Consider the following 14,847-nt stretch of genomic DNA (forward strand, 5'->3'; position numbering starts at 1 on the left):
GCCAGTGACAAGCGCGTTCAGCCCTTCAGCCAGGGACGGGGACCGCCGATCACATGCATATGCAGATGGTGGATTTCCTGCCCGCCTTCAAGCCCCGTGTTCACCACCATGCGATAGCCGCCCTCCGGATAAGGGTTGCAACCCTGCTCCAGCGCCAGGCGCGGCGCCAGGGCCATCATGCGGCCCAGCAGGCCTGCATGCTCGGGCGCCACCTGGGCCATGGAGGGAATATGCAGCTTGGGCACCATCAAAAAATGCACAGGCGCCCAGGGGTGGATGTCATGGAAAGCGAAGATTTCCTCGTCTTCATAGACCTTCTTCGAAGGAATCTGGCCTGCGATGATTTTGCAGAAAAGGCAGTTCGGATCGTGCATGGTAAAAAAGGCTTGCTCAGCGCGCAATGGTGCACTGACCGCTACACATTGTCGGCGATGTTAAGGGTGGGTCGCACGCCCACGTCCTGGTGGTGCGCTTTGAGCCAGTCCAGGCCCGCCGCGCGCCCCAGATCGAACAGTTTGCGCACAAATACCATGTCGGCGCGCCCCTTGCTGTCGGCGCCAAAGGGGGCCAGAACCGCCCCGCCATCGATGCGGTGCATGCGCACATTCTTGTAGCGGCGCGCGTCCAGCTTGCCCTCGGCCAGCAGACGCCGCACGAATTCGATGGCGCGCAATTCGGCCAGCAGGCTGGCATTGAAGGTGACCTCGTTCATGCGCTCGATGATTTCGGGGGCCGTGTCGGGCAGCGCAAGGTGCTCGGTGGGGTTGATCTGCACCAGCAGGATGTCGGAAGTGTCGGTCTGGTAGATCAGCGGGTGCAACGCGGGGTTGCCGGAATAACCGCCATCCCAATACCGCTCCCCATCGATTTCCACAGCCTTGAACAGCATCGGCAGACAGGCCGACGCCATCACTGCATCGGCGCTGAGGCGTGCGCCCGAGAAGATTTCGCCGCGCCCGGTGCGCACATTGGTGGCGCACACAAAAACCTTGGGCCCCCGGGCGCCTTTGGCAGCGCACAACAGGTCAAAATCCACCTCGCGCTCCAGCAGCCGGCGCAGCGGGTTGATGTCCAGCGGATTGGTCTGGTAGGGCGAAAACCACCGACTCATCATGCCCAGCATCGGATGGGCCGCCGCCAGCGGCGTACCCCACATCAGGCTGCCCAGCGTTCCCACACCTTCCCACAGCCGCGCCAGCGCGGCACGGGCCAGTTCGCAGCCGGCGGCGTGCGCCTCTTTCGGGTCTTTGTGCTGCTGCGCCGCCTGCGCAAAACCATGCGCCAGCGCCACGGCGTTCATGGCCCCGGCGCTGGTGCCGCTGATGCCATCGATCATCAGGCGCCCGTCTTCCAGCAGCGCATCCAGCACGCCCCAGGTCAGCGCGCCATGCGATCCGCCGCCCTGCAGCGCCAGGTTGATGGGGGCCAGCGTGTCGCCCTCAGGCATCGATGGCCTGGCTCTTGTTCATGGCCACCATGCCGCGCACGATGCGGTACAGGAACCAGATCGAGATCAGCCCCCAGGCCACCCAGCCAGGGAAGAAGAAAAACAGCCACAGCGGCGCGGTGACGATATACAGCACCCCCGCCCACAGCACGGTGCGGATGCGCCACGCAAAGTGGCTGGCCTGCCAGGTGCCCGCGCTGTCGCCCTGCTTCACCAGGTCGATGATGAGCGCGATGATGAGCAGCGCAGCACCGGGCTGCGCGCCCGGAATGACCGCGCCCACGGCCACGATCAGGTGCAGCACATAGCTGACCCAGCCCCAGGCTTTCAGGCCCTCGGCCTTTTCGTCGTTGGTCTGCACATCGATGATGTCGTTCATGGCGATTCTTCCTCGGCAGCACGCGCAACGGCCTTGCGCAAGGCTTTTTCCTCGATGCCGCTGGTGCCCTCGCGGCGCTCCAGTTCGGTCAGCACATCGGCCGGCGTGAGGCCGTAGTGGGCCAGCGCGATCATGGTGTGAAACCACAGGTCGGCCACTTCATAGACGATTTTGGCCTTGTCGGCGCCATGGTCCACATCTTTGGCGGCCATGACCACCTCGGTGGCCTCTTCGCCGATCTTCTTCAAAAACGCGTCGGGCCCCTTGTGCAGCAGGCGCGCGACATAGCTCTTGTCGGGGTCGCCGCCCTGGGCGGGCTTGCGGCTTTCGATGACGGCAGCCAGGCGCGCCAGGGAATCGTTGGAACTCATGGTCTTGTCGTCCATTGCCGTTACTTGTAGATGGATTCGGGGTCTTTCAAGACCGGCTCGACCGCCTGCCAGGCGCCGTCCTTGAGCACACTGAAAAAGCAGCTGTGGCGCCCGGTGTGGCAGGCAATGCCGGGCGCGTGGCCGAGCTGTGTGACCTTGAGCAGCACCACGTCGTTGTCGCAATCGAGGCGGATCTCGTGCACCGTTTGCACATGGCCCGATTCCTCGCCCTTGAACCACAGCTTCTTGCGCGAGCGGCTGAAATACACGGCGCGGCCCAGTTCGGCCGTCTTGGCCAGGGCCTCGCGGTTCATCCACGCAAACATCAGCACGTCGCCCGTGCCCTGCTCTTGCGCAATCACGGGCACCAGGCCCTGCGCGTCCCATTTCACTTCATTGAGCCAGTTCATGGGGGGATTCTCGGTGATTTGGGTGCCCATGCCGGGCGCCAACGTGGGTATTTGAAGCCTTTTGAGGCTCTAGCGCTTATGTATAAATCGCTAGCAGCTATCAAATAATGAGCAGAGGAAGGTTACAGCCGCACCGGAATCCCGCGCTCAGCCATGTGCTGCTTGGCCTGCCCGACCGTGAATTCGCCGTAATGGAAGATGCTGGCCGCCAGCACCGCGTCGGCGCCGCCGATCTGGATCCCGTCGGCCAGGTGGTCGAGGTTGCCCACGCCGCCCGAGGCGATCACAGGCACAGCCACGGCGTCGCTCACGGCGCGCGTGAGGGCCAGATCAAAGCCCGCCTTGGTGCCGTCGCGGTCCATGCTGGTCAGCAGGATTTCGCCCGCGCCGCGCCGCGCCATCTCGGTGGCCCAGGCCACGGCATCCAGGCCGGTGTTCTTGCGCCCGCCATGGCTGTACACATCCCAGCCGGGGCCCACGGCCCGGCCATCGGGGCCCGTGCGCCGTGCATCGTCTTCGGAGCGGCGCTTGGCATCAATGGCCACCACGATGCACTGCGCGCCGTAGCGTGCCGAGGCCGCACTGATCACGTCGGGGTTGGCGATGGCCGCCGAGTTGAAGCTGGTCTTGTCGGCCCCCGCGTTGAGCAGGCGGCGCACGTCCTCGACCGTGCGCACCCCGCCGCCCACGGTGAGCGGAATGAACACCTGGCTGGCCACGGCCTCGATGATGTGCAGGATCAGGTCGCGCCCGTCGCTGGTGGCGGTGATGTCCAGAAAGGTGAGCTCGTCGGCGCCCTGCGCGTTGTAGCGCGCGGCGATCTCGACCGGGTCGCCCGCATCGCGCAGTTCGACAAAATTGACGCCCTTGACGACACGACCGCCGGTCACGTCAAGGCAGGGGATGATGCGTTTTGCAAGCATGGAAAGAAAGCTCTGTCAGCAAGGCTGGTTGGGGGCGACAAGATACCACGCAAGCGCCATGCCACCGCCGCGCCGCCCTCACGCCAAAGTGCTCGCCAGCGTGCGCGCCACGCCGTTTTGCCAGCGCCAGACGTCCGCGCACATGCGCTCCACCCCGTGGCGGGCGCGCCAGCCCAGCAGCCGCTCGGCCAGCGCCGGGTCGGCCCAGCACTGCGCCACGTCGCCCGGCCGCCGCGCCACCACCTGGTAGGGCACGGCCCGGCCGCTGGCCTGCGCGAAGCCGCGCACCATCTCCAGCACCGAAACCGGCTGCCCGGTACCCAGATTCACGGTGAGCAGCCCGGCATGCTCGCGCAGATAGCGCAGCGCGGCCACATGGCCGTCGGCCAGGTCGCTCACATGGATGTAGTCGCGCACGCCGGTGCCATCGGGCGTGGGGTAGTCGTTGCCATAGACGCTCAAGACGGCGCGCTGCCCCGCCGCCACCTGCGCCACATACGGCATCAGGTTGCCGGGCTCGCCCTGCGGGTCTTCGCCGATGATCCCGCTCTCGTGCGCGCCCACGGGGTTGAAGTAGCGCAGCCGCGCAATGCGCCACTGCCCGGGCTCGGCGCGGTCCACATCCGCCAGCACCTGCTCCATCATGAGCTTGCTCCAGCCGTAGGGGTTGGTGGCGGACAAAGGGAAATCCTCGCGGATCGGCACCGATGCAGGCTCGCCATACACCGTGGCCGACGACGAGAACACCAGTGTGCGCACACCCGCTGTCTGCATGGCGCGCAGCAGTGTCACGGTGCCAGCAACGTTGTTGTCGTAATAACGCAACGGCTCGCGCACCGACTCGCCCACCGCCTTGAGCGCGGCAAAGTGGATCACGCCGGCGATGGGGTGCTGCGCGAACACGCGCGCCAGCACATCGGCATCGCGCACGTCGCCCTCGATGCACAGCGGCGGCGCGCCCGTGATACGCCCCAGGCGCTCCAGCACCGAGCGGCGGCTGTTGCCGAAGTTGTCAAGAATCAGATAGGGCATGCCCGCCTGGGCCAGCGCCACGCAGGTGTGTGAGCCGATGAAGCCGGCACCGCCAGTTACAAGAATCACAGACAAACCTTTCAAAAACCACTCAAGAGACAGAAGACTCGGCCAGAAGACAGCAATGCCCCGCCGCTCCAGGGGATCGGCACGGCTATCTTTCCGCGCCCTGGCGCGCCGAAACCGAACGCATCCAGACCATTTTCACCCAGCGTACATGCCCCCTGTCGCGCCACGGCACCGCCAATCGCCGTACCCAATGTGCCGCAAACAGACTCCGAGGCCGCCCCCTATAGTGCCGGCAGCAGGTTGAACTGCTGCCAGCCCTGCCACTGCTGCCCCGGCGCCAGCGCCACGGGCTGGTCGATCTGGGCCGCTTCCACGCACAGCATGGATCGGTAGCCATCGGGCGGCAGGTCGGCCAGCCGCGCGCACAAGGCGGCCCCGGGGTTCCAGACCACGGTGTTGGAGAGGCTGGTGCTTTGGGTGATCTGCAGGCTGTGGGCACCAGCGTGCAGGTGGATGGCCCCGGCGGGCGCGCTGAACACGCGGTCGTATTCGCCAGCAAAAGTCACCGGGCCTTGCTGAACGCCGTGCGCATCGGCCAGGGCATCCCAGCGCGCGCAGCCATCGAGCCCGCTCAGCTCGGCGCGCTCGACATCCTCCACGCGCAGATAGGTGTGCAGCGCTGTGGTGAAACTCCAGGCCCGGTCGTCCGCGCTGCCGGTGTTGTGCACCGCCAGCTGCACGCGCAGGCTGCCCGCGCCCAGCGCCACCGTCAGCCGCGCGGCAAAGCGCTCGGGCCACCAGGCGCGGGTGGCATCGCTGTCCGTCAGCGCCAGGCACACGGTGGACTGCGCGTCGCCCTCCGTGCTTGCAGGGACGCGCAGCCACGCCAGATTGCGCGCAAACCCATGCTTGGGCAGGGGCCCGCGCTGGTTGAACTGGGGAAAACACAGCGGTATGCCGCCGCGGATGGCCGACTGGCCATCCAACACCGCCCGGGGGCTCAGGTACAGGCGCTCACGCCCGCCGGCCACCCACGACAGCACCTGGGCGCCATGCAAGGCCACGAGGGCGCTGTCGCCATGAACGGTATTCAGCCGGATGCAGGGTTGCCCCTGCAACGTCTCCAGGCCGCTGGCCGCAACCGCAGGGTCAGGCCGCATGGCCCAGCACGTCGGCGCGCGCCTGGGCCGCGGCAAAGTCGAGGTCGCCGCTGTAGATGGCCCGGCCGCAGATCACGCCTTCGACGCCTTCGCGCTCCACGGCGCACAGCTGCTCGATGTCGGCCATGTTCGACAGGCCGCCGGAGGCGATGACGGGGATGGAGAGCGCCTGCGCCAGCTTGACAGTGGCGTCGATGTTGATGCCCGAGAGCATGCCGTCGCGGCCAATGTCGGTGTAGATGATGGACTCGACGCCCCAGTCCTCGAACTTCTTGGCCAGGTCCACCACCTCATGGCCCGTGAGCTTGCTCCAGCCGTCGGTGGCAACCTTGCCGTCCTTGGCATCGAGCCCCACGATGATGTGGCCGCCAAAGGCGCTGCATGCGTCTTTCAGGAAACCGGGGTTCTTGACCGCCGCCGTGCCGATGATCACGTAGCGCAGGCCGCCATCGATGTATTTCTCGATGGTGTCGAGGTCACGGATGCCGCCGCCCAGCTGCACCGGGATCTCCTCGCCCACCTCCTTGAGGATGGACTTGATGGCGCCGTGGTTCTTGGGCACGCCCGCAAAGGCGCCGTTCAGATCCACCAGGTGCAGTCGGCGTGCGCCCTGCTCCACCCACTTGCGGGCCATGGCGGCGGGGTCTTCACCGAAGGTGGTGGATTGGTCCATGTCGCCTTGTTTGAGGCGTACACAGTGGCCGTCCTTGAGGTCGATGGCGGGGATGAGCAGCATGGTGGTGAAGTTCGGGGGAAAAAGGGCGAGCCAGGGCTCGGCCCGAACGGGGTTGAAAGTTGGAAGGTCAGGGGTTCCAGTGCAGAAAATTGCGGTACAGGGCCAAGCCGTGCTCCGCGCTCTTCTCCGGGTGAAACTGCGTGGCAAAAATATTATCGCGTGCAATGGCGGCGGCAAACCAACCGCCGTAGTCGGCCTGCCCTGCACAATGGGCGGCATTGTGCGGCACCGCGTAGAAACTGTGCACAAAGTAGAAGTAGCTGTTGTCGGGCACACCAGCCCACACGGGGTGCACCTTGCCCGCATGCGGCACCTGGCGCACCTGGTTCCAGCCCATCTGGGGCACCTTGAAGCGGCTGCCGTCGGGCTGGGTACGGCCAGCCAGGTCGAACTTGAGCACGTCGCCGGGGATCAGGCCCAGGCCGGGTGTTCCACCGTTGGGGCCCTCGGCGCTGTGGTCCAGCAGCATCTGCATGCCTACACACACACCAAACATCGGCTTGGTGGCGGCAGCTTCGAGCACTGATTCCTGCAGGCCGGATTCGCGCAGCTCGCGCATGCAGTCGGGCATGGCGCCCTGGCCGGGCAGCACGATGCGCTGTGCGGTGCGCACGTCTTCGGGGCGCTGGGTGACCAGCACGGTCCAGCCCGTGCCCTCGGCGGCGGCCTGCACGGCCTGCGAGACCGAGCGCAGGTTGCCCATGCCGTAGTCCACGACCGCCACTGTTTTTGCTTCCATATTCATAGCTGTTAGCGCTTATCCATCAAGCGCTAGCGCCCGATTTGACTCAAAAACTTCACAGCGAACCCTTGGTGGACGGAATGGTGCCCGCAGCGCGTGGGTCACGCGCCAATGCGGCCCGCAACGCGCGGGCAAAGGCTTTGAACACCGTCTCGCACTGGTGGTGCGCGTTGATACCCTTGAGGTTGTCAATGTGCAGCGTCACGCCCGCGTGGTTCACGAAACCCTGGAAAAATTCATAAGTGAGCTGCGTATCAAAGCCGCCGATGCTGCCGGCCGTGAACGGGATGTGCAGGTGCAGCCCCGGACGGCCCGAAAAATCGACCACCACGCGCGAGAGCGCTTCGTCGAGCGGCACATAGGCATGGCCATAGCGGGTGATGCCTTTTTTGTCGCCCACGGCCCGCGCAAACGCCTGGCCCAGGGTGATGCCCACGTCTTCGACCGTGTGGTGGCCGTCGATGTGCAAGTCGCCTGCGCAGTCGATATCCAGGTCGATCAGGCCGTGGCGCGCGATCTGCTCAAGCATGTGGTCAAAAAACCCGATGCCCGTATGCAGCTTGGCCTGGCCGGTGCCGTCGAGGTTCACGCGCACGCTGATGCGGGTCTCGGCGGTGTTGCGGCTGACCTCGGCGATGCGGTCGGCCAGGGGGTCGGGGGACGTGGAGGTGACGAGTGCGGAGGAAGTCATAAGGAAGCCTGGAGTGCGGCCAGCATCTGTGCATTGTCTTCGGCATTGCCCACCGTGAGGCGCAGGCAGTTGGCCAGCAATGGGTGCATTGTAGAAACGTTCTTGATCAGCACCTTGCGCTGCTTCATTCCCTCATAGGCCCGGGCGGCATCGGCCACGCGCACCAGCACCATGTTGGCCTCGCTGTCCCAGCACTTTTCGATGCCGGGCATCTGGCGCAGCGCGTTGACCAGCACCGTGCGCTGGGCACGCAGGTCGGCCGCCTGCGCGGCAAAAACCTCGGCATGTTCCAGCGCAAAGAGCGCCGCCTCGCCATTGAGCACGCTCACGTTGTAGGGCGGGCGCACCTTGTCGATCTCGGCCACCAGCGCGGCCGCGCCGATCAGGTAACCCAGGCGCACCCCCGCCAGGCCAAACTTGCTGAGCGTGCGCATCAGCAGCACATGGGCGTTGCGCGCGGGCTCGGCACGCATGCGGTCGATAAAGGTGCGGCTGGCAAAAGGCTGGTAGGCCTCGTCCACCACCACGATGCCGCCCTGCGCGCCGGCGGCGTCAATGATGCGCTGCACCGCGCCCTCGTCCCACAGCGTGGCCGTGGGGTTGTTGGGGTAGGCGATGTAGGTGAGGGCGGGCTGGTAGCGGGCCATGGCGGCCAACATGGCAGCCTCGTCCAGCGCAAAGTCGGGCGTGAGCGGCACGCCGACAAAGTCCAGACCCTGCAGCTGGGCGCACATGGCATACATCACGAAGCCGGGCACCGGCGCCAGCGCCACCGGACGCTTGCCCCCGTTGGCCTCGGGCGGCAATGCGCAGGCCAGCGAGACCAGGCTGATGAGCTCGTCCGAACCGTTGCCCAAAATCAGCGCGTTGCCATCGGGCATGCCGGCGTGGCGCGCCAGCGCGGCGCGCAGGTCGTCGTTGCGTGGACCGGGGTAACGGTTGAGTTCCAGCGCGCCCAGGCGCTGGCCCAATTCAGCCTGCAACGCGGGCGGCAGGCCGAAGGGATTTTCCATCGCATCCATCTTGAGCAGGCCCGCGGCGGGCTGCACGCGGTAGGCATGCATGGCGCGCACGTCGGGGCGGATGCGGGCCAGGGCGTTGAGGGGTGTCGATGAAGCGGCGGCGGAGGTCATTCAGCAATGTCCAGTGTGTTGGGAGCCACAAAAAAGAATGGGTGGATCATGGGCACGGCAGCCATCCGGGCATCGTGCACCAAGGCCTCGGTCAGCGTTGCAGTGACTTTGGTAAAGGTTTGAGCCGCATCTCCGCCGCGCGCGCATGGGCCTGCAGGCCTTCGCCATGGGCCAGCACGCTGGCGATGTGGCCCAGCGTCTGCGCGCCGGCTTCGCTCACTTCGATGAGGCTGCTGCGCTTTTGAAAGTCGTACACACCCAAAGGCGAGCTGAAACGCGCCGTGCCGCTGGTAGGCAGCACATGGTTGGGGCCGGCGCAGTAGTCGCCCAGGCTCTCCGAGGTGTAGGCGCCCAGAAAGATGGCGCCGGCGTGCCGTAGCAAAGGCTCCCAGCGGTGCGGGTCGTTGCTGCTGACTTCCAGGTGCTCGGGCGCGATGCGGTTGCTGATGGCGCAGGCTTCTTCCATGTCTTTCGTGAGGATCAACGCGCCGCGGCCGGTGAGGCTTTTGGCGATGATCTCGGCGCGCGGCATGCTGGGCAGCAGGCGATCGATCTCGCGCTGCACCGCGTCGAGATAGGCCGCATCGGGGCACAGCAGAATGCTTTGCGCCAGCTCGTCGTGCTCGGCCTGCGAAAAGAGGTCCATGGCCACCCAGTCGGGCGGCGTGCTGCCGTCGGCCAGCACCAAAATTTCAGAGGGGCCGGCAATCATGTCGATGCCCACGGTGCCGAACACGCGCTTTTTGGCGCTGGCCACGTAAGCGTTGCCGGGGCCGGTGATCTTGTCCACCTTGGGCACCGTGGCCGTGCCGTAGGCCAGCGCCGCCACAGCCTGCGCGCCGCCGATAGTGAAGGCGCGCGTGACGCCGGCCACGTAGGCGGCGGCCAGCACCAGCAGGTTTTTGGTGCCGAGCGAAGTCGGCCAAGGGCCGTCCCTGCGGGCTGGCGTGGGCACCACCATGATGATCTCGCCCACCCCGGCCACATGCGCGGGGATGGCGTTCATGAGCACGCTGCTGGGGTAAGCAGCCTTGCCGCCGGGCACATAGATGCCCACGCGGTCGAGCGGCGTGACCTTCTGGCCCAGCAGCGTGCCGTCTTCGTCGCGGTAGCTCCAGCTCTCGCCCGAGGCCTTTTTCTGCGCCTCGTGGTACTTGCGCACGCGGGCGGCGGCGGCCTGCAAGGCGTCGCGCTGCACGGCGGGAATGGCATCGAACGCGGCTTTCAATTCGGCCTGCGTCAGCTCCAGCGCCGCCATGCCCGGCGCCGTGAGGCCGTCAAAGCGCTCGGTGTATTCCAGCACCGCCGCATCGCCGCGCTGCTGCACATCGGCCAGGATATCGGCCACGCGCTGCTCGATGGCCGCATCGGTGTCGGCAGACCAATGCAGCCGGGCGGCAAAATCAGCCTCAAAAGTGGCTGCAGCGGTGGACAGGCGGGCGGGAGCAGCTACCAAAGTCATAGTGTGATGCGGTGAAGATTCAGTTCTTTGGCGCAGGAATAGCCGAGGCGAACGCATCGATGATGCGGCGCAGCGGCGCTTGCTTGAGCTTGAGCGCTGCCTGGTTCACCACCAGGTGCGAGCTGATGTCCATGATGCGCTCCACCTCGACGAGGTGGTTGGCCTTGAGCGTGTTGCCGGTGGACACCAGATCGACGATGGCATCGGCCAGGCCCGTCAGCGGCGCCAGTTCCATGCTGCCGTAGAGCTTGACCATGTCCACATGCACGCCCTTGGCCGCAAAGAAGTCGCGCGCAATGCTGGTGTACTTGGTGGCCACCTTCAGGCGCGAGCCTTTTTTGACGGCCTGGGCATAGTCGAAATCGTTGCGCACGGCCACGCTGACGCGGCACTTGGCGATTTGCAGATCGAGCGGCTGGTACAGGCCCTGGCCGCCATGCTCGATGAGGGTGTCCTTGCCAGTCACGCCGATGTCGGCACCGCCGTATTCGACATAGGTCGGCACATCGGTGGCGCGCACCAGCACCACACGCACGTTGGGCTGGTTGGTGGGCAGGATGAGCTTGCGCGATTTTTCGGGGTCTTCCAGCACCTCGATGCCGGCTGCGGCCAGCAGCGGCAGGGTTTCTTCAAAGATGCGGCCCTTGGAGAGCGCCAGGGTGATCATGCTCATGCCTTCATTCTTTCAATATCGGCGCCGATGCCGCGCAGCTTGGCTTCCATGCAGTCGTAGCCCCGGTCGAGGTGGTAGATGCGGTCCACCACCGTTTCGCCGTCGGCCACCAGGCCGGCGATGACCAGGCTGGCCGAGGCGCGCAGGTCGGTGGCCATCACCGTGGCGCCCGACAGGCGCGGCCCCCCTTCGATCACCGCCACCTTGCCGTCGGTCTGGATCTTGGCGCCCAGGCGCACCAGTTCATCGACGTGCATGAAGCGGTTTTCAAAAATCGTCTCGGTCACCCGGGCCGTGCCCTGCGCAATGCAATTGAGCGCCATGAACTGCGCCTGCATGTCGGTGGGGAAACCGGGGTATTCGGTGGTGCGAAAGCCCTGCGCCTTGAGCGTGGCGCCGCCGGCGCTGCGCACGCGGATGCCGCCCTCGACCGCCTGCACGTCGGCACCGGCCTCGCGCAGTTTTTCGATCACTGCATCCAGGTGGTCGGCGCGCCCATGGCGCAGCAGCACGTCGCCGCCGGTGGCCGCCACGGCGCACAAGAAGGTGCCGGCCTCGATGCGGTCGGCCACCACGCGGTGGGTGCAGCCGTGCAGCCGCTCCACGCCCTGGATGCGGATGCGGCTGGTGCCATGGCCTTCGATCTTCGCGCCCATGGCGATCAGCATCTCGGCCAGGTCGGAAATCTCGGGCTCTTGCGCGGCGTTTTCGAGCACCGTCTCGCCCTCGGCCAAGGCAGCGGCCATCAGAAAGTTCTCGGTGCCCGTGACGGTGACCATGTCGGTGGTGATGCGCGCGCCCTTCAGGCGCGTGCGGCCTGCGGGCAGCCTGGCGATCATGTAGCCGTGTTCGACCACGATCTCGGCGCCCATGGCGGCCATGCCCTTGATGTGCTGGTCCACCGGGCGCGAGCCGATGGCGCAGCCGCCGGGCAGCGACACCGTGGCCTCGCCAAAGCGGGCCAGCAGCGGGCCCAGCGCCAACACCGAGGCGCGCATGGTCTTGACCAGCTCGTAAGGCGCCTCGGGCGTATTGAGCGCGCTGGCGTCAATGCGCACGGTGCCGTCGTCAGAGCGCTCGGCCGTCACGCCCATGTTGCGGATCAGCGTGAGCATGGTGCGCACGTCCTGCAACTTGGGCACGTTGAGCAGCGTCACGGGCTCGGCCGTGAGCAGGGCGGCGCACAACTCCGGCAAGGCGGCGTTCTTGGCGCCGGAGACCAGCACCTCGCCATTCAGGGGGCGTCCACCACGGATCAGGAGTTTGTCCATCTCGAAAAACCAAAAATATGAATGAAAATGGCCTCTAGCGCTTATCCATAAAGCGCTAGCAGCTATCAATAAATGAGTGAATCGATGGAAGCCGTCACTGCGACTGCGCCGCCCACTCGGCGGGGGTGAAGGTTTTCATCGACAGCGCATGCACTTCGTCGGTGGCCAGCTTGGCGCCCAGCGTGGCGTACACGCGCTGGTGGCGCTGAATGGCACGCTGGCCCTCGAACTCGGCCGAGACGATGGTGGCGTACCAGTGGCGGCCGTCGCCCTCGAGCGTGATGTGTTCGCAGGCCAGGCCGGCGCTGATGATGTCTTTGAGTTGGTCTGCGGTCATGTCAATTCCGAATTTTGTAGCCCGTGCGCAGCAGGTGCACGGCCAGGGCGCTCACGGCCAGCCAGGCCAGGCCCACGATGCCCAGGCTGAGCCAGGGAGAGGTGTCGCTCTGGCCGAAGAAGCCGTAGCGAAAGCCGTCGATCATGTAGAAAAACGGGTTCAGGTGGCTCACGGTCTGCCAGAACGGCGGCAGCGACTGGATCGAATAGAAAACGCCCGACAGAAACGTCATGGGCACGATGACGAAGTTCTGGAACGCGGCCATCTGGTCGAACTTGTCGGCCCACAGCCCGGCAATCAGCCCCAGCGTGGCCAGCAGCGCCGCGCCCAGCAAGGCAAACACCACAATCCACAGCGGCGCCGCAAACTCCGGCCGCGCAAACGCCAGCGTGACGATGAACACCCCCAGCCCCACCACCAGACCGCGCACCACGGACGAGCCCACATACGCCACGAACCAGGCCCAGTGCGACAGCGGCGTGAGCAGCAAAAACACCAGGCTGCCCATGATCTTGCTCTGCACCAGGCTCGATGAGCTGTTGGCAAAGGCGTTCTGCAGCACGCTCATCATCACCAGGCCGGGCACCAGGAAGGCGGTGTAGCTGAGGCGGTCGTACACCTTCACATGGTCTTCGAGCACATGGCCAAAGATCAGCAGGTAGAGCACGGCGGTGAGCACGGGCGCCGCCACGGTCTGGAAGCTGACCTTCCAAAAGCGCAGCACTTCCTTGTAGAACAGGGTTTGCCAGCCGGTCATAGCGCAACCCCTTCCATACGGATGTTTGAAGCCGACGTGCCCGACATGACTTGCAGGAATACGTCTTCCAGGTCCGGCCGGCGGATCTCCATGTCCTGCACTTCCACGCCCGCCACGCGCAGGGCGGCCAGATGGCTTTCAATCTCGGCCGCGTCGTGCGCAGGCAGCTGCACAATGCGGCCGGTGACACGCGCCACGGCCGCCAGAGATGGTGGCAGCAACGCATCGGTCTTGAACTGCAGCACGCTGCCCGAGGCCGCCTTGAGCAGCTCCGACGTGCGGTTGAGCGCCACCACCTGCCCGGCCTTGAGCATGGCGATGCGGCCGCACAGGGCCTCGGCTTCTTCGAGGTAATGGGTGGTGAGCAGCACGGTGTGGCCTTCCTTGTTCAGGCGGGCGATGAAATGCCACAGGGTCTGGCGCAGTTCCACGTCCACGCCGGCCGTGGGCTCGTCGAGCACGATGATGGGCGGCTTGTGCACCAGCGCCTGCGCCACCAGCACGCGGCGCTTCATGCCGCCCGAGAGCTGGCGCATGTTGGCGTTGGCCTTGTCGGCCAGGCCCAGGTTGTCGAGCAGTTCGTCAATCCAGGCGTCGTTGTTCTTCACACCGAAGTAGCCCGACTGAAAGCGCAGCGCCTCGCGCACATTGAAAAACGGATCGAACACCAGCTCTTGCGGCACCACGCCCAGCTTGCGCCGGGCCTCGGCGTAGTTGCGCTGCACGTCGCTGCCCTGCACCAGCACACGCCCGCTGGTGGCACGCGCCAGGCCGGCCAATATGCTGATGAGGGTGGTTTTGCCGGCACCGTTGGGGCCGAGGAGCCCGAAGAACTCGCCCTCCTCGATGTCCAGGCTCACCTGGTTCAGTGCTTGGAAGGGGCCTTTGGCGGTGGCAAAGGTCTTGGAGATGGCTTGGAAGGAGACTGCGGGCATGAAGCCTTAGATTTTAAGGCCTTGGCCTGCGTACCGCGCCATGGCGCCAACGACACCCGGCGCCGGACGGTGTCAATGCGGGTCTGGACGACCGGCGCACCCGTTCAGTGGGCCACCTGCAGCAAGCCATCCACGCCATACAGACCGGCCATGCCGACCAGCGCTGCGGGCAGGCCCTTCACCACAAACGTCTTGCGGTCCGCCAGCACTTCACGCCGGCATTCGAGCAGCACCGCCAGCGCGGAGCTGTCAAACACGGCCAGCGCGCTGGCATCTACCACCACCTCGGCCTCCTTGAGGACCTTCAGCCCCTGCACCAGCATGCGCAGGCAGGCGCTGGCCTGGTCGTGGGTGAGTTCGGACGGAAGTACCAGCATGC

Annotated in this window: 19 protein-coding genes; all 19 read right to left on the reverse strand. The window is 65.8% G+C overall.

The genetic code is table 11. The features are described 5' to 3' along the window. Window positions 1-17: 17 nt before the first annotated feature. On the reverse strand, window positions 18-374 hold the full coding sequence (locus tag J8G26_RS12945; protein WP_114654698.1) for a histidine triad nucleotide-binding protein: 357 nt from the start codon (window positions 372-374) through the stop codon (window positions 18-20). Window positions 375-415: 41 nt separating this feature from the next. After that, window positions 416-1,447: a patatin-like phospholipase family protein gene (locus tag J8G26_RS12950; RefSeq protein ID WP_087743888.1), complete on the reverse strand. Its 1,032-nt coding sequence runs from the start codon at window positions 1,445-1,447 to the stop codon at window positions 416-418. Then, window positions 1,440-1,826, reverse strand: a complete 387-nt coding sequence (locus J8G26_RS12955; RefSeq protein ID WP_210569380.1) for a hypothetical protein — start codon at window positions 1,824-1,826, stop codon at window positions 1,440-1,442. Before J8G26_RS12955 ends, J8G26_RS12950 begins: the two co-directional genes overlap by 8 nt. Next, a complete protein-coding gene (locus tag J8G26_RS12960; RefSeq protein WP_087748161.1) occupies window positions 1,823-2,197 on the reverse strand; it encodes a phosphoribosyl-ATP diphosphatase in 375 nt (124 codons plus the stop codon). Before J8G26_RS12960 ends, J8G26_RS12955 begins: the two co-directional genes overlap by 4 nt. Before the next feature lie 20 nt (window positions 2,198-2,217). Beyond that, the gene (gene hisI, locus J8G26_RS12965; RefSeq protein WP_087748162.1) at window positions 2,218-2,607 is read right to left on the reverse strand and encodes a phosphoribosyl-AMP cyclohydrolase; all 390 of its coding nucleotides are present in this window, start codon (window positions 2,605-2,607) and stop codon (window positions 2,218-2,220) included. Window positions 2,608-2,729: 122 nt separating this feature from the next. After that, entirely contained in the window at window positions 2,730-3,530 is an 801-nt protein-coding gene (hisF, locus tag J8G26_RS12970; RefSeq protein WP_210569382.1) for an imidazole glycerol phosphate synthase subunit HisF, read from the reverse strand. A gap of 78 nt (window positions 3,531-3,608) precedes the next feature. After that, window positions 3,609-4,631, reverse strand: a complete 1,023-nt coding sequence (gene galE, locus J8G26_RS12975) for a UDP-glucose 4-epimerase GalE (protein WP_210569383.1) — start codon at window positions 4,629-4,631, stop codon at window positions 3,609-3,611. A gap of 221 nt (window positions 4,632-4,852) precedes the next feature. Further along, a complete protein-coding gene (locus tag J8G26_RS12980; protein ID WP_210569386.1) occupies window positions 4,853-5,731 on the reverse strand; it encodes a D-hexose-6-phosphate mutarotase in 879 nt (292 codons plus the stop codon). Beyond that, entirely contained in the window at window positions 5,721-6,467 is a 747-nt protein-coding gene (hisA, locus tag J8G26_RS12985) for a 1-(5-phosphoribosyl)-5-[(5-phosphoribosylamino)methylideneamino]imidazole-4-carboxamide isomerase (RefSeq protein WP_210569388.1), read from the reverse strand. The genes J8G26_RS12980 and hisA overlap by 11 nt, the downstream gene beginning before the upstream one ends. A 67-nt stretch (window positions 6,468-6,534) precedes the next feature. Next, a complete protein-coding gene (hisH, locus tag J8G26_RS12990) occupies window positions 6,535-7,212 on the reverse strand; it encodes an imidazole glycerol phosphate synthase subunit HisH (protein WP_210569390.1) in 678 nt (225 codons plus the stop codon). 52 nt (window positions 7,213-7,264) lie between these two features. Continuing rightward, window positions 7,265-7,900: an imidazoleglycerol-phosphate dehydratase HisB gene (gene hisB, locus J8G26_RS12995; protein WP_210569392.1), complete on the reverse strand. Its 636-nt coding sequence runs from the start codon at window positions 7,898-7,900 to the stop codon at window positions 7,265-7,267. Further along, window positions 7,897-9,033 carry an aminotransferase class I/II-fold pyridoxal phosphate-dependent enzyme gene (locus J8G26_RS13000; RefSeq protein WP_210569394.1) on the reverse strand — a complete coding sequence of 379 codons (1,137 nt, stop codon included), beginning with the start codon at window positions 9,031-9,033 and terminating at the stop codon, window positions 7,897-7,899. Before J8G26_RS13000 ends, hisB begins: the two co-directional genes overlap by 4 nt. 91 nt (window positions 9,034-9,124) lie before the next feature. After that, entirely contained in the window at window positions 9,125-10,495 is a 1,371-nt protein-coding gene (gene hisD / locus J8G26_RS13005; protein ID WP_210569396.1) for a histidinol dehydrogenase, read from the reverse strand. A gap of 19 nt (window positions 10,496-10,514) precedes the next feature. After that, complete coding sequence (gene hisG, locus J8G26_RS13010; RefSeq protein ID WP_087748159.1) at window positions 10,515-11,162, reverse strand: ATP phosphoribosyltransferase; 648 nt, start codon at window positions 11,160-11,162, stop codon at window positions 10,515-10,517. Between the two features lie 2 nt (window positions 11,163-11,164). Then, entirely contained in the window at window positions 11,165-12,439 is a 1,275-nt protein-coding gene (gene murA / locus J8G26_RS13015; protein ID WP_210569398.1) for a UDP-N-acetylglucosamine 1-carboxyvinyltransferase, read from the reverse strand. A 94-nt stretch (window positions 12,440-12,533) separates the two neighbouring features. Next, window positions 12,534-12,776, reverse strand: a complete 243-nt coding sequence (locus J8G26_RS13020; RefSeq protein WP_210569400.1) for a BolA family protein — start codon at window positions 12,774-12,776, stop codon at window positions 12,534-12,536. A 1-nt stretch (window position 12,777) separates the two neighbouring features. After that, window positions 12,778-13,533, reverse strand: coding sequence for an ABC transporter permease (locus tag J8G26_RS13025; protein ID WP_210569402.1), 756 nt, complete (start codon window positions 13,531-13,533; stop codon window positions 12,778-12,780). Beyond that, on the reverse strand, window positions 13,530-14,468 hold the full coding sequence (locus J8G26_RS13030) for an ABC transporter ATP-binding protein (RefSeq protein ID WP_210569404.1): 939 nt from the start codon (window positions 14,466-14,468) through the stop codon (window positions 13,530-13,532). Before J8G26_RS13030 ends, J8G26_RS13025 begins: the two co-directional genes overlap by 4 nt. A gap of 104 nt (window positions 14,469-14,572) precedes the next feature. Next, window positions 14,573-14,845 (reverse strand): STAS domain-containing protein, encoded by a 273-nt coding sequence (locus tag J8G26_RS13035; protein ID WP_210569407.1) that lies wholly within the window; start codon window positions 14,843-14,845, stop codon window positions 14,573-14,575. Window positions 14,846-14,847: the final 2 nt, after the last annotated feature.

The organism is Acidovorax sp. JG5 (genome assembly GCF_017939685.1).
In the GTDB taxonomy this organism is placed as follows: Bacteria; Pseudomonadota; Gammaproteobacteria; order Burkholderiales; family Burkholderiaceae_C; genus Acidovorax.

Excerpts from the sequence above, each read along its gene's own strand:
- J8G26_RS12945 (WP_114654698.1), bottom strand. The coding sequence starts at position 374 with ATGCACGATCCGAACTGCCTTTTCTGCAAAATCATCGCAGGCCAGATT.
- J8G26_RS12950 (WP_087743888.1), bottom strand. The coding sequence starts at position 1,447 with ATGCCTGAGGGCGACACGCTGGCCCCCATCAACCTGGCGCTGCAGGGC.
- J8G26_RS12955 (WP_210569380.1), bottom strand. The coding sequence starts at position 1,826 with ATGAACGACATCATCGATGTGCAGACCAACGACGAAAAGGCCGAGGGC.
- J8G26_RS12960 (WP_087748161.1), bottom strand. The coding sequence starts at position 2,197 with ATGAGTTCCAACGATTCCCTGGCGCGCCTGGCTGCCGTCATCGAAAGC.
- hisI (WP_087748162.1), bottom strand. The coding sequence starts at position 2,607 with ATGAACTGGCTCAATGAAGTGAAATGGGACGCGCAGGGCCTGGTGCCC.
- hisF (WP_210569382.1), bottom strand. The coding sequence starts at position 3,530 with ATGCTTGCAAAACGCATCATCCCCTGCCTTGACGTGACCGGCGGTCGT.
- J8G26_RS12980 (WP_210569386.1), bottom strand. The coding sequence starts at position 5,731 with ATGCGGCCTGACCCTGCGGTTGCGGCCAGCGGCCTGGAGACGTTGCAG.
- hisA (WP_210569388.1), bottom strand. The coding sequence starts at position 6,467 with ATGCTGCTCATCCCCGCCATCGACCTCAAGGACGGCCACTGTGTACGC.
- hisH (WP_210569390.1), bottom strand. The coding sequence starts at position 7,212 with ATGAATATGGAAGCAAAAACAGTGGCGGTCGTGGACTACGGCATGGGC.
- hisB (WP_210569392.1), bottom strand. The coding sequence starts at position 7,900 with ATGACTTCCTCCGCACTCGTCACCTCCACGTCCCCCGACCCCCTGGCC.
- J8G26_RS13000 (WP_210569394.1), bottom strand. The coding sequence starts at position 9,033 with ATGACCTCCGCCGCCGCTTCATCGACACCCCTCAACGCCCTGGCCCGC.
- hisD (WP_210569396.1), bottom strand. The coding sequence starts at position 10,495 with ATGACTTTGGTAGCTGCTCCCGCCCGCCTGTCCACCGCTGCAGCCACT.
- hisG (WP_087748159.1), bottom strand. The coding sequence starts at position 11,162 with ATGATCACCCTGGCGCTCTCCAAGGGCCGCATCTTTGAAGAAACCCTG.
- murA (WP_210569398.1), bottom strand. The coding sequence starts at position 12,439 with ATGGACAAACTCCTGATCCGTGGTGGACGCCCCCTGAATGGCGAGGTG.
- J8G26_RS13020 (WP_210569400.1), bottom strand. The coding sequence starts at position 12,776 with ATGACCGCAGACCAACTCAAAGACATCATCAGCGCCGGCCTGGCCTGC.
- J8G26_RS13025 (WP_210569402.1), bottom strand. The coding sequence starts at position 13,533 with ATGACCGGCTGGCAAACCCTGTTCTACAAGGAAGTGCTGCGCTTTTGG.
- J8G26_RS13030 (WP_210569404.1), bottom strand. The coding sequence starts at position 14,468 with ATGCCCGCAGTCTCCTTCCAAGCCATCTCCAAGACCTTTGCCACCGCC.
- J8G26_RS13035 (WP_210569407.1), bottom strand. The coding sequence starts at position 14,845 with ATGCTGGTACTTCCGTCCGAACTCACCCACGACCAGGCCAGCGCCTGC.